The 13,124-nt window shown below is 42.7% G+C and carries 9 protein-coding genes; 5 read left to right on the top strand and 4 right to left on the bottom strand.

Annotation, left to right across the window (positions count from 1 at the left end; all coding sequences use genetic code 11):
• Positions 1-31: 31 nt before the first annotated feature.
• From V7S74_RS04245 to V7S74_RS04235, 3 genes are all read left to right on the top strand, one after another.
• Positions 32-2,482: a ribonucleoside-diphosphate reductase subunit alpha gene (locus V7S74_RS04245; protein ID WP_406777518.1), complete on the top strand. Its 2,451-nt coding sequence runs from the start codon at positions 32-34 to the stop codon at positions 2,480-2,482.
• Positions 2,483-2,560: 78 nt separating this feature from the next.
• Positions 2,561-3,202, top strand: a complete 642-nt coding sequence (locus tag V7S74_RS04240) for a lysoplasmalogenase (protein WP_406777517.1) — start codon at positions 2,561-2,563, stop codon at positions 3,200-3,202.
• 3 nt (positions 3,203-3,205) lie between these two features.
• Positions 3,206-6,130: an FAD-binding and (Fe-S)-binding domain-containing protein gene (locus V7S74_RS04235; protein WP_406777516.1), complete on the top strand. Its 2,925-nt coding sequence runs from the start codon at positions 3,206-3,208 to the stop codon at positions 6,128-6,130.
• On the opposite strand, the gene nagB is transcribed toward V7S74_RS04235, so the two are convergent.
• Both nagB and V7S74_RS04225 read right to left on the bottom strand, forming a co-directional pair.
• The gene (gene nagB / locus V7S74_RS04230) at positions 6,127-8,028 is read right to left on the bottom strand and encodes a glucosamine-6-phosphate deaminase (RefSeq protein ID WP_406777515.1); all 1,902 of its coding nucleotides are present in this window, start codon (positions 8,026-8,028) and stop codon (positions 6,127-6,129) included. The two genes, V7S74_RS04235 and nagB, sit on opposite strands and share 4 nt — an antisense overlap.
• Before the next feature lie 4 nt (positions 8,029-8,032).
• The gene (locus tag V7S74_RS04225) at positions 8,033-8,248 is read right to left on the bottom strand and encodes a helix-turn-helix domain-containing protein (protein WP_406777514.1); all 216 of its coding nucleotides are present in this window, start codon (positions 8,246-8,248) and stop codon (positions 8,033-8,035) included.
• Positions 8,249-8,320: 72 nt separating this feature from the next.
• On the opposite strand from V7S74_RS04225, the gene V7S74_RS04220 reads away from it, so the two are divergent.
• Entirely contained in the window at positions 8,321-10,771 is a 2,451-nt protein-coding gene (locus V7S74_RS04220) for a TonB-dependent receptor (RefSeq protein ID WP_406777513.1), read from the top strand.
• Position 10,772: 1 nt separating this feature from the next.
• Positions 10,773-11,681, top strand: coding sequence for a DUF4249 domain-containing protein (locus V7S74_RS04215; RefSeq protein WP_406777512.1), 909 nt, complete (start codon positions 10,773-10,775; stop codon positions 11,679-11,681).
• Here V7S74_RS04215 and porT read toward each other — a convergent pair whose 3' ends face one another.
• Positions 11,682-12,368, bottom strand: a complete 687-nt coding sequence (gene porT / locus V7S74_RS04210; protein WP_406777511.1) for a type IX secretion/gliding motility protein PorT/SprT — start codon at positions 12,366-12,368, stop codon at positions 11,682-11,684.
• The gene (ubiE, locus tag V7S74_RS04205) at positions 12,365-13,102 is read right to left on the bottom strand and encodes a bifunctional demethylmenaquinone methyltransferase/2-methoxy-6-polyprenyl-1,4-benzoquinol methylase UbiE (RefSeq protein ID WP_406777700.1); all 738 of its coding nucleotides are present in this window, start codon (positions 13,100-13,102) and stop codon (positions 12,365-12,367) included. Before ubiE ends, porT begins: the two co-directional genes overlap by 4 nt.
• Positions 13,103-13,124: the final 22 nt, after the last annotated feature.

Raw genomic sequence — 13,124 nt, 5'->3', positions numbered from 1 at the left:
TTCGAGTTTTAAATAAAATAGATAGATACACATGTACGTAGTAAAAAGAGACGGTCGTCGCGAATCAGTAAAGTTTGACAAAATCACCGCCAGAATTGAAAAGCTGAGTTACAGCTTGGATCCATTTTTTGTTCAGCCTTTAGAGGTTGCCAGAAAAGTGATCACTGGTTTGTTTGATGGTGTTAAGACAACTGAACTAGATAATTTAGCGGCTGAAACGGCTGCCTCTTTGACGACAAAACACCCTGATTATGCGGTTCTAGCGGCTCGTATCGCAGTTTCTAACTTGCATAAGAACACGTTGAAGTCCTTCTCAGCAACGATGAAGCGTTTGTATACCTACATCGATCCTAAGACAGGACAGAATGCAGCGCTTCTTTCTAAAGAGGTGTATGACATCATCAAAAATAATGCAGTTGAGCTAGACGAAGCGATCATCTATGATCGTGACTTTGGTTATGACTATTTCGGATTCAAGACCCTAGAAAAATCGTATCTATTAAAGCTAGATGGTCAGATTGCGGAACGCCCTCAACACATGTTAATGCGTGTGGCAGTAGGTATCCACGGAGCCGATATTGCAGCAGCTATTGAGACTTATAATTTATTATCTGAGCGTTGGTTCACTCACGCGACTCCGACCCTATTTAATGCGGGTACTCCGAAGCCTCAATTATCGTCTTGTTTCTTGCTTACTATGCAGGATGATTCGATCGAAGGAATCTACGATACATTGAAGCAAACAGCGAAGATTTCACAGTCTGCTGGAGGTATTGGATTAAGCATCCACAACATCCGTGCAACAGGCTCTTATATCAAGGGAACGAATGGTACCTCGAATGGTATTATCCCAATGTTACGTGTATTTAACGATACAGCTCGTTATGTGGATCAAGGCGGAGGAAAGCGTAAAGGTAGCTTTGCTATTTACTTAGAGCCATGGCATGCAGATGTGTTCGAATTCTTAGAATTGAAGAAGAACCATGGTAAAGAAGAAATGCGTGCACGTGACTTGTTCTATGCACTTTGGATTCCAGATTTATTCATGAAGCGTGTAGAGAGCAACGAAGAGTGGTCTTTATTCTGCCCACATGAGTGTCCAGGTTTAGCGGATACGCACGGAGCTGAGTTTGAAGCTTTATACGAGAAGTACGAATTAGCTGGTAAAGCACGTACGGTAGTAAAAGCACAAGAATTATGGTTCAAGATTCTAGAATCTCAAACAGAGACTGGAACTCCATACATGTTGTTTAAAGACCATGCGAACAATAAATCGAACCAAAAGAACTTAGGTACCATCAAGTCTTCGAACTTGTGTACAGAGATTATAGAGTATACAGCGAAGGATGAAGTAGCGGTTTGTAACTTAGCTTCTCTAGCCTTGCCTAAATATGTGAACGCAGACGAGAACGGTGTTCTACGTTTCGATCACAAGAAATTATACGATGTGACTAAGATTGCGACGCGCAACTTGAACAAGATCATCGATGTAAACTACTACCCAGTTAAAGAAGCGGAAAACTCGAACTTACGTCACCGTCCAATCGGTTTAGGGGTTCAAGGTTTAGCGGATGTGTTCATCTTGTTACGTATGCCATTCGAATCAGAAGAGGCAAAACAATTGAACAAAGACATCTTTGAAACGATTTATTTCGCAGCGATGGAAACATCGATGGAATTAGCGAAGGTAGAAGGTCCTTACTCTACTTGGGAAGGTTCACCAATTTCGAAAGGTGTTTTCCAATTCGATATGTGGAATGTGACTCCATCTTCAGGAAACTGGGATTGGGAAGATCTACGTACGAAAGTAGTAGAAAACGGTGTGCGTAACTCACTTTTAGTTGCTCCTATGCCTACGGCTTCTACTAGCCAAATCCTAGGAAACAACGAGTGTTTCGAACCCTATACATCGAACATCTACGCTCGTCGTGTGTTATCAGGTGAATTTGCGATTGTGAACAAGCACTTGTTAAAAGACTTGATCAAATTGAACCTATGGAACGATTCGATGAAGAACAAGTTGATCATCGCCAATGGATCAGTTCAAAGCATCCCAGAAATTCCTCAAAACTTGAAAGAGTTGTACAAGACGGTTTGGGAGATTAAGCAAAAGACCATCTTAGAAATGGCGGCTGATCGTGGTGCATACATCTGTCAGTCACAAAGCTTAAATATCCACATCCAAGATGTGAACTTCGGTAAATTAACTTCGATGCACTTCCACGCTTGGAAGCTTGGCTTGAAAACAGGTATGTATTATTTACGTACAAAAGCAGCAACGGATGCGATTAAGTTCACCGTAGAGAAACAAGCAGAGCCAGCTATCGAGCAAACGAACTTAGTAAACGAAACGGAGTTAGTGTACTCAGAAGCAGCAGCGAAAGCAGCGGCAGCTAGTTTTGACAACAGTGTAGAACAAAATAAGGCAGATATGACTTGCTCTTTGGATAATCCAGAGGCTTGTGAGGCTTGCGGATCTTGATCTACACCAGGCTGAAAAAAAGAAATCACTTGACCTGTTGCGTTGAGTGATTTTTTTTTGCCATTAAAATCCTTGAAGATGAAAAATGTATTCTTAAAACTATTCTATGCAGATGCTTTTCTCGAATTAGCCATCCCTTTGTTTTTTCCTGATTTTGCGGAGGCAAGATTGGTCACCAAGCCGCTATTGCTGATCTTGTTGATGGGGCACATTGCAGTGGAGAATCCAAGGCCAGCTTTATTCTTTACGGCCGTTTTTGCGTTGCTGGGGGATGTTTTTTTAATGCTTCCAGATAGCCCACTTTATTTTCAGTTGGGTTTAGGCTCTTTTTTGATCATGCAATTGTGCTATATTCGGCTCTTTTATAGGCAATCTAACGAGGTTTCTTGGATTCCAGCACACGCGCGAAAGCCACTGGTAGGGATTCTGATTTATGTGTTCAGTTTTCTGGCCTTTTTAAATCCCTATTTGGCCGAAGCGATGAAGATTCCGGTGACCTTGTATGCCTTTGCGCTCGGGTCTATGTTGTATTTTGCGATACGCTTAAAGCACCAAACAATCTTTTGGGGAGCCTTTTTCTTTGTGGTCTCGGATAGTGTTTTGGCTTTTGGAAAGTTTTATTATTCCTTTCCGGGGATATCGTTCGTTGTGATGAGCACTTATATAGTAGCTCAATTGCTACTAATCAGTGCTTTGTGTAAATTGCAGCTTAAGAAATAAACCATGACGACGCAAACCACCGATTCGCTTCTATCCGCACTTGGGCAAACGCTTCAAGGATCTCTACATACGGACACCGTAATGAAGACCTTGTATGCGACCGATGCGTCCGCGTACCGGGAGATGCCTTTAGGCGTGGCGATACCAGAGACGAAGGAGGATTTAGAGAAGATTATTCGGTTTGCGGACCAGCAATCGATTCCTTTGATTCCAAGAACGGCGGGTACTTCCTTAGCTGGTCAGGTAGTAGGGAAGGCGCTGGTAGTTGATGTTTCGAAGTTTTTTAATCGAATTCTGGAGGTGAATAAGGCCGAATCCTATGTGTGGGTGGAGCCTGGTGTAGTGCGGGATGTGTTGAATGTGGAGCTGAAGAAACATGGTTTGTTTTTTGGTCCAGAAACATCGACAGCGAATCGCGCTATGATCGGAGGAATGGTGGGAAATAATTCCTGCGGTTCTAATTCGGTGGTCTATGGTTCCACAAGGGATCACGTGTTAGAAATCGAAGGATATTTATCTGACGGAACTTTGGTTCATTTTAAAGAAGAAGATCCCTTTGAAACAGTTAAATCGATACCCCAGGGCAGCCGTCTACACGGTATTTACGAGAAAACACTAGCGGCTCTTTCCGATCCGAAGCACCAGAAAAATATCACTGAAGAGTTTCCGAAGCCTAGTATCGATCGCCGAAACACCGGTTATGCCGTGGATATGTTATTGCATACGAAGGCATTTGAATCGACAGAGGCACCGTTTAATTTCTGTTCTCTTTTAGCGGGATCGGAAGGTACGCTTTGCTTTGCGACACGGATTAAGTTGCATGTTAACCCATTACCTCCGGCTCATTTAGGTCTAGTATGTGGCCATTTTAATACGATTGATGAGGCCTTAAGGGCGAATCTAATTGCCTTGCAATTCAATCCATCTGCTTCAGAGTTGATGGATCATTATATTTTAGAGTGTACGAAGGCGAATCCCGAGCAACGAATGAATCGCTTCTTTGTGAAAGGCGATCCTGGGGCCATTTTAGTGGTAGAACTACGTTCTGATTCGGCGGAAGATCTAGCTTCTCAAGCTCAGGCTTGTGAGGCGGCGATGCGTGCTGCCGGCTTAGGTTATCACTTCCCTTTTGTGACGGGTGGAGATGTGAAGAAGGTGTGGGATTTGAGAAAAGCCGGACTGGGCTTATTGTCTAACCTGCCAGGTGATGAGAAAGCGGTGGCAGTAATTGAGGATACGGCCGTGGATGTGAATGATTTACCCGCCTTTATTGCTGAATTTAACGAGATTTTGCAGGCGAATAATTTGTATTGCGTTCACTATGCCCATGCTGGTTCTGGTGAGTTGCATTTACGCCCGATTATTAATTTAAAAACGAAAGAGGGGCACGGACAATTCCGTCACATAGCGGAGGAGATCGCTCGTTTAGTAAAAAAATACAAGGGTTCTCTTTCCGGAGAACATGGGGATGGCCGTTTACGTGGGGAATTTATCCCGTGGATGGTAGGAGAAGAGAATTACCAATTAATGCGTGAATTGAAGTCTTGGTGGGATCCGAAGGGTATTTTCAATCCGAATAAGATTGTGGATACGCCTCCGATGGATACTTTCTTACGTTATGAGGCGGGACAACAAACCCCTGAGTTCAAAACGGTTTTCCGTTTCAAAGATCAAGATGTGTTGCAACATGCGGAGCAGTGCAATGGTTCTGGCGATTGCCGGAAGACACCTGTTTCGGGAGGCACGATGTGTCCTTCTTTCATGGCAACGCGCAATGAAAAAGAGACCACTAGAGCACGTGCGAATATTTTGCGCGAATTTTTAACGCGTTCGGAGCAGCCTAATCGCTTCGCACACGAGGAAATTAAGGAAGTGATGGATCTTTGCTTAGCCTGCAAGGGTTGCAAGGCCGAGTGTCCTTCGAACGTGGATGTGGCGAAATTAAAGATGGAGTTCTTATACCAATACCAAAAAGAAAAGGGACTTCCTTTGCGCTCCTGGTTAGTAGGGAACTTCGCAAAACTTTCGAACATCGCTTCGAACGTACCATTCTTATATAATTTTGTGATGGGTACGCCGGCTATACGACGCATTTCGAATGCGCTTGTAGGTTTCCACCCAGATCGTACAATGCCTTTGATGGCAAAGCAAACATTGTGGTCTTGGTTAAAGTCGCGTACGAGCCCCGTTCAAGCAAAATCGCTTTACTTGTTCGTTGATGAATTCACGAACTTCAACGACGCGGAAATCGGTAGAACGGCGGTATTGTTGTTAGAGCGCTTGGGTTATGAAGTGAAAACGATTCCTCACCCGATTTCGGGACGTGCGTATTTGTCCAAAGGGATGTTAGATGAGGCACGCGTATTAGCGATGCAGAACGTTCGCCTTTGGTCGTCATTGATTTCTGAAAATACGCCATTAGTGGGTATTGAGCCATCGGCTATTTTGACGTTTAGAGATGAATATCCTGATTTAGTTTCAGAGGAGTGGGTAGAGAAAGCGCAAGCTTTAGCGAAAAACACCTTATTGCTCGAAGAGTTTATCGCTAGAGAAGCAGATGCGAAACGTATTACGTCGGCTTCGTTTAGTTCGGAGAAGAAGTTGATGAAATTACATGGTCACTGCCAGCAAAAAGCGATTTCTTCGCTGGTGGCAGCGAAGAAGGCGCTTTCGTTGCCTGAAAATTTTGAGGTGCAATTAATCCCTTCTGGTTGCTGTGGGATGGCGGGTTCTTTCGGTTATGAGAAAGAGCATTACGATCTTTCCATGCAGATTGGGGAATTAGTTTTGTTCCCTACCGTGCGGTCACAGCCGGAAGAGGTCGATATCGTCGCGTCGGGAACCAGTTGTCGTCATCAAATTCATGACGGCACGAAGCGGCATGCGAAGCATGCCGCGGAGATCTTGTTTGCCGCCCTAAAAGATTAGAATTTCCAACGAACAAAGGCTTCCATGGCTTCGTATTCTGCGAGGCCTAAAGCATTGTAGATCGAAGCCGTTGCTCGGTTTCGTTCTTCCGCTCTTTGCCAAAACTCGCGCGAATCGTCTCCTTGGAACACCACACCATCTTTTTGTGATTGGTGTTTGAAGATTCCCATTCTCTTTTTGAAAACTTGATCCGGGGACATCGGTACCGCCATTTCGATTTGATCGATATCCCACTCTGCCCAGGCTCCTTTGTAGAGCCAAACCCAGCAGCTTTTCATGTATTCTCGGTGCTTCAAGCGCGTTACAGCCTCCATAATCGCATCCAAGCATACTTTGTGCGTTCCGTGGGGATCGGCTAGGTCTCCGGCAGCATAAATTTGATGTGGTTGTATTTCCTCGATTAGATCCATCACAATTTTGATGTCTTCTTCACCGATAGGTTTCTTGCGTATGGTTCCTGTCTCGTAGAAAGGCATCTCCAGAAAGTGGGCATTCTCCTTTTTGATCCCCACGAAACGGCAGGTATTTTTCGCTTCTCCTTTTCTGATGAGTCCCTTAATCTCTCTAACCGCCGAAATATCAACTTCAGAATCGGGTTTGTTCTTTAAAAACTTGATCGCCTCTTTATAGATGCGATTTGCTTTCGCGTTCGGGCTTTCGAATTTCTCGTTAAAGTCGACTACGAATTCGGCGAATCGTAGGGCTTCGTCATCTGCCACGGCGATGTTTCCCGTGGTTTGGTAGGCAACGTGTACCTCATGGCCTTGGTCATGCAGGCGTTGGAAAGTACCGCCCATTGAGATGATGTCGTCATCCGGGTGCGGGCTAAAGATCAATACTTTCTTCTTGGCTGGAAAAGCACGTTCTGGGCGGTGTGTATCATCCGCATTCGGTTTTCCGCCTGGCCAGCCTGTAATTGTGTGTTGTAGATAGTTGAAGACTTCGATGTTTATTTCGTAAGCCTGACCATACAGGGAAAGTAATTCCGAAAGGCCATGCTCATTATAATCTTTGGAAGTAAGCTTTAAAACGGGTTTTTGTAGGGTCAAAGAAAGATGCGTAACTGCCTTCTTAATCATATTGCGATCCCATTTGACAGAATCAACTACCCAGGGAGTCTTGATGCGAGTGAGCATCGAGGCAGCCGTTTCATCCAAGATGAAGGAAGCGTTAGGGTGCAATTGAAGGTAAGAGGCCGGGATATCCGAAGTGACTGTTCCTTCCACGGCTTTAGCTACACTCGCCGCTTTGTGTTCTCCCCAGGCAAGTAACACGATCTTTTTGGACTTCATGATACTATCAATACCCAGCGTAATCGCTTTTTTTGGTACTTTTTGTAGTCCGCCAAAATCCGGAGAGGCATCAATCTTCGTCGCAATATCCAAGGTCATCAGACGCGTCTTTGAATTGATCGTTGAGCCCGGCTCATTAAAACCAATGTGGCCATTACGTCCGATACCCAATAGGTAATAATCGAATCCGCCTAGTCTCTCAATCTTCGCTTCGTAGTCACGGCAAAACTCAGGAATCTTCTCTAAGGGCAGTGTTCCATCTGGTAAATGGTAATTTGTTACCGGTATATCAATGTGATCAAAGAGTTGTTCCTTCATGAAACGAACATAACTTTGAATGGAATCCGGTTCCATCGGATGGTATTCGTCCAGGTTAAATGTGATGACGTTTTTAAAACTCAAGCCTTCTTCTCGGTGAATTCGGATCAATTCCTGGTAGACTTTCTTAGGAGAAGAACCGGTAGCCAATCCTAAAATGCTGGGTTTGCCGGCTTGGTTGTTTTGTCGAATCAGATCGGCAATTTCTTTTGCAACTGATTTAGAGGCTAAATCAGAATCGGAATAAATGTGAGTTGGAATGCGTTCAAAGCTGATTTCTTGTTCCATGGTCTTATTTTTTTGCCGTTTTTGCTGCGACGATTAATAGGTCAAGTGAAAGTGCATCGAAAATGCGAATAATCGTTTTGATAGCTGGGTTGCCTTTGCCTAGTTCAATACTGTGAATGGTTTTGATGGCAACTCCACTTTGGAGGCTTAGGTCTTCCTGTTTTAATCCAAGGGCATTTCGTTTTTCTCGTATGATTTGCCCAAATACATGTAAATCCATTGTGATCCGTTTTTTACAAATGTACAGTAATTTTTAATATTTTTTTATTATCGGAATTATATTACTGATTGTATGAAAATAATATCAAATGCCGTTTATCAATTATTTAATCTACCCCAAAAACTTTTCGCGTATCTTTGGGTTTTAATCAAGATGCGCTACTTACTATACGTTTTATTTCTGACCTTATCCAGCCTTTCTTGGGCTCAAAAATCCACTTTAAGTGGTTACATGAAAGATGCCTCGAGTGGAGAGGGCTTAATCGGGGCCTCTGTTTATGTAAAGGAATTAAAAACCGGTAATGTCACGAATACCTACGGTTTTTATAGCTTAACCTTGCCTCTGGGTCAATACACCTTGGTGTTTTCTTCCTCGGGATACAAAAAAATAGAGCGTTCGATTCAAATTTCAGCCACAGCTCAAACCTTGAATTTAGAATTATCGCCTGCTTCACAGGAATTGGCAGAGGTCATTGTGAAGGCACGTGCGAATGACGAAAACGTGAAGGGGATTGAGATGTCTGTTAATAAGGTAGATATTAAGACGATTCGTAAGATTCCAGCCCTTTTAGGAGAGGTTGATTTAGTGAGAGCCATTCAATTATTGCCTGGTGTCTCTACGGTAGGTGAGGGTGCTTCTGGATTTAATGTGCGAGGGGGCGGTGTGGATCAGAACTTAGTCCTATTAGATGATGCGCCGGTCTATAATTCATCTCACTTGTTTGGCTTTTTCTCGGTTTTCAATCCGGATGCGGTAAAGGATGTGAAATTGTTCAAAGGTGGTATTCCATCGATGTATGGTGGGCGCGCCTCTTCGATTTTAGATGTGAAGATGAAGGAGGGGAATGCAAAGAAATTAGAAGTGAATGGAGGTATTGGAGTGATTTTTTCTCGTTTATCCATCGAAGCTCCGATTGTGAAGGATAAGGCTTCGTTCATTGTGGCGGCGCGTCGTTCCTATATTGATATTCTGGCGAAGCCGTTTTTAACAGGTAATAATGCGAATGCCTCGTTTAATTTTTATGATTTGACGGCCAAAGTCAACTATACTATTAACTCGAAAAATACTGTCTTCATGTCAGGCTATTTTGGTCGGGATGTCTTCGGAACAGGTTTTGGCTTTGATTGGGGTAATACGACGCTAACGACTCGCTGGAACCACGTTTTTTCAAATAAATTATTCTTGAATGCGACCGCTTTCTACAGTAATTACGATTACATGTTGGATTCAGATATTGAAAATAAGAGACCAAATGACGCCTTTAAATGGACTTCCAATATCGTTAATTTAAGTATCAAGCCTGATTTTACCTATTATGTAAGACCAGACAATACGATCACTTTTGGAGGTCAATTGCTGACTTATGATTTTACGCCAGGAAAAGCGAATGCTACTTCGAATGGAGAAAAACGTGAATTTGGACAAGCAGATAAAAAAGGCTTGGAAGCTTCTGCTTATGTGGGCCATGATTGGAAATTGAGTAATCGAGTGGCCATTCAATACGGCGTTCGTTATTCAAATTATGATTATAGGAGTGCGAATGGAGAATATTATGACCGAATTCCCGTGGCGCTAAGTACAGAAAATCCCTCGGGCTATGCGTTAAAGATTAATCAAATCGATCCTGAAGCAACTGTAGCTACCTACGGAAACTGGGAGCCTCGTTTTGCCATGAATGTAACGGCAAACGAATCGACCTCTCTGAAATGGAGTTATAATCGCTTGGTTCAATATATTCACTTAATGTCGAATACGGCGGCATCCACTCCGTTGGACGTCTGGACGTCTTCTACGAATAATATCAAGCCACAAATTGTGGACCAGGTGGCGATGGGTGTGTTTAAGAATTTTGGCCCAGATGGAAATAATTATGAATCGTCGATTGAAGTCTATTACAAGGATATGCAAAATCAAATTGATTATGCGGATCGGGCGAACTTATTCTTAAACCCCTATTTTGAGAAAGACTTACTATTTGGGAAGGGTAGAGCCTATGGAATCGAATTCTATTTAAAGAAGAATGTAGGTAAATTAACGGGTTGGGCAAGTTATACCTTAGCGAGAACAGAACGTAAAATTGAGGGCTTATCGAATAATGAATGGTATGCGAATCGCTACGATCGCACTCATACCCTAAATCTAGTGGGTCAATACGCACTTTCAGATAAATGGTCGTTTGGAGCCAATTTTGCCTATATTACCGGCGTTCCTTACACGATTCCTGTTCAAAAATATGTGTTTGATGGGATTGCCTATCCGCAAACGATTCCAGGAACACGTGGAAATGTGCGGGTGCCTGATTACCATCGTTTAGATATTTCCGCCACGAAGAAGAATAAAAAAGCGCTTTTCGGAAAGGGAAGCTCTGAATGGGTGTTCTCGGTGTACAATGCCTACAACCGTAAGAATCCATTCTCTATTTATACGCGTCCTAATGAAGATAATGCCGTCCAAACCGAGGCCGTTCAATTATCCATCATCGGGTCTTTTGTTCCAGCAGTTACTTATAATTTCTCCTTTTAAGATGAAGCAAATCCTAGCCCTTTTAGTATTGGTGTTTTTGAGTTCATGCGAGGAAGTGGTGAACTTACCTAGTCCTGCTTCGGATCACTTCTTTGTGGTGGAAGCACAGCTGACGAATCAGAAAACTGCTCAAAAAATAATTCTCTCACAATCGCAAGACTACTTCGATCAAACGAGCGCACCTAAAATAACGGGTGCACAAGTAGTCGTTTCAGACACCCTAGGCAATCGATTTACCTTTACAGAGAAAGTCGCTCAAAGCGGTATTTATGTCTGGGAACCGAGTGTGAATCAGCCTAGTATCGGAAATGTCGGAACTACATTTACCTTAAACGTAAAATGGCAGAATGAGCAAATCACGGCAAAGGCGAAGATGAACCGCGTACCAGTTATTGATTCCCTTTTATATGAATACGACGAAGCCACTGGCCGTCAATCTGCTTCTGATAGCCCTAAGAATGGATATGACGCTCAATTTTACGCGCGTGATTTACGTGGGCCAGGCGATTGTTATCGCGTGAAGACCTTTAAAAATGGGCAATTATTAAATGACCCTGCTAATTTAACCTTAGTATATGATGCGGGCTTTCAAAAAGGAGCCATGACGGATGGGCTATTATTTATTCTTCCGATTCGCCGATCCATTTCCCCCCAATTATACTTGGAGAATGATAAGATACGTGTAGAGGTTTGGTCTATTTCAGAAGATGAATTTAACTTCTATTCACAGGCTCGATTGGAATTAAATAATGCGGGATTATTCTCTAGACCTGCAGCTAATATTCCGACCAACATCAAGAACCTAAATGCGACCTCGAAGTGGCAAGGCACAGGATGGTTTGGGGTTTCAGCCGTGAGTTCGTTCGAAACGGTAGTAGATCCTAAAAAGGCGAGAAAAGGACTGAAGTAATTATTCGAAATTGAAAATTAAGCTAATTGTGTGCGAGTTCAATTGGCTTAATTTTGAATAACTAGAAGTCGATCCAGGAGGGACAAATAAATTATTTAGTCCGTGTGAAATACGAATCTCTGGGGAGAATTTGAAGAAACGATAGAAACGCTCGAATCCAATTCCATATTCTAAAGAGAGCTCAGAGGTATTTGCTGTCACAGCCGTATTCTTTTTCTTCACATTCGCCTCCAACCCTAGCTTTAAACCGGATAGCAAATACATGCGGTGGTTTTGGCGACGGACAGAACGGAATTTCAATAACATCGGAATTTCTAACCAAGTGGATTCTCTTGAGATCAGGTCTTCGTTCGCAAATTGAATTTGACGATCGTATAAGGCAATATTTAATCCTGATTTTACTTCTACGTGCTTGCTTAAAGCATAATTAACGATTCCGCCTATTTGGAAGCCGAAGGTTTTAGGAGAGGTTAAGGAAAGCGGTTCCCCAGTCACATCGTTCACTAATACACTTGGGAATCCGTTTGCATAATAATTGCTACCCGTTAAGCCAAACATAAATCCGAAATGCACCGGTTTTTCATCATAAAACTCATCGTGCAATTGAATGTACTTCTTTCCTTGTCCTAGGGCAGTAAATCCCAAAAGAAAAGCAAGGATAAAACCGATTAGAGGTGCTTTTTTCACGCGTTTTTAGCTTTTTTATGTCCTAGATAGATAGAGCAAATACCACCAGTCATCGGAATCCATTTCGTATCAACAAATCCACATTCCTCATAAATTTTCAAGAAATCTTTGCCATCTGGAAAAGCTTGAACAGATTCAGGAAGGTAGGTATAAGCTGCTGGGTCTTTGGAAATTAGTTTTCCTAAAACAGGTAGGCAAAATTTCGAATAAAACGTATATAATTGCTTCATAGGGAAGCTCTTCGGATTCGAGAATTCTAAAATCAAGCAATGGCCTCCCGGTTTTAACACGCGGTTCATTTCTTTTAAGCCTTTGTCTAAGGTCTCATAATTTCTCACCCCAAAACTAACGGTAATAGCATCAAAACTATTGTCTGAAAACGGGATTTTTTCTGAGTCCCCTTTCTGCAACGTGATGATTTTATCGTAGCCTAATTTCTTGATTTTTTCCACTCCGAAAGAAAGCATGCCTTCTGAGATGTCAATACCTACGATTTTTTCTGGCTTAATTTTAAGCGCTTCGATGGCGAAATCACCTGTACCGGTGGCGATATCAAGAATGGATTTGATTCCCTTGTTTTGTAATAATTTGATGGCTTTTTTACGCCAAATAATATCAATCCCACCACTCAATAGATGATTCAGAAAATCATATTTGTGGGAGATGGAATTGAACATGTCTGCGACTTGTTCTTTTTTTCCTTTGGACTGATTCTTGTAAGGGACTACCATAATTTTAGCGGATTGGTTATGAACT

This window comes from Aquirufa novilacunae (genome assembly GCF_045310505.1).
In the GTDB taxonomy this organism is placed as follows: domain Bacteria; phylum Bacteroidota; class Bacteroidia; order Cytophagales; family Spirosomataceae; genus Aquirufa; species Aquirufa novilacunae.
The sequence above is the reverse complement of the archived record's forward strand: the minus strand, read 5'-3'. Positions and strand labels throughout refer to the sequence as shown.